This window comes from Sphingomonas sp. CCH5-D11 (genome assembly GCF_001557395.1).
Taxonomy (GTDB): Bacteria; Pseudomonadota; Alphaproteobacteria; order Sphingomonadales; family Sphingomonadaceae; genus Sphingomonas.
In genome coordinates this window covers 1-502 of record NZ_LSKH01000240.1, presented here as the reverse complement: position 1 = coordinate 502, position 502 = coordinate 1, and the positions used below count along the sequence as shown (strand labels likewise).

Genomic DNA, 502 nt, shown 5'->3' with positions numbered 1-502 from the left:
CCCGCCCCGCCTGCTGCGCTCAGCCGATCAGGCGCGACACTCGCCACCCACCGGCACCGTCCGCCGCGCGTCCATCACAATGCCCGCACCCCCGCCGGCCCGCGCGCGCCCAGCATCAGCTCGGTCATCGCCCACACCAGCGCATCCGCCCGATCCGGCGACCGCCCCGGTCCCTCGTAGCCGCCGCCCGTGATCAGCCCGCACAGCTCGTCCTCCAGCATCGGAAACACGCCCGCATGGCGCACGCGCCCCGCTTCGTAGAGCGCCGCCACCGGCTCCGCCCGGGCGACCTTGCCGCGGCTCGCATGGACCAGCCGCACCGGCAGCCGCATATCGGCCGCGCGAAGCACCGATCCCACCATCTCCCCGCCCTGGTTCGCTTCCGCGACGATCCGGTCAGCGCCATGCCGTGCCGCGCAGCCTGCCACCGCCTTTGCCCAGCCTTCGGGCGTGGCGCCGGTCACGCTGGCATCCTCGATCACATGGCCGACGCCATCCGCGC

The 502-nt window shown here is 74.5% G+C and carries 1 protein-coding gene; it reads right to left on the bottom strand.

Going from position 1 to position 502, the window contains the following annotated elements; translation table 11 throughout:
• Positions 1 to 74: 74 nt before the first annotated feature.
• A partial coding sequence (locus AX702_RS14890; RefSeq protein ID WP_197420629.1) for a DNA-packaging protein occupies positions 75 to 502 on the bottom strand: 428 nt, incomplete at its 5' end.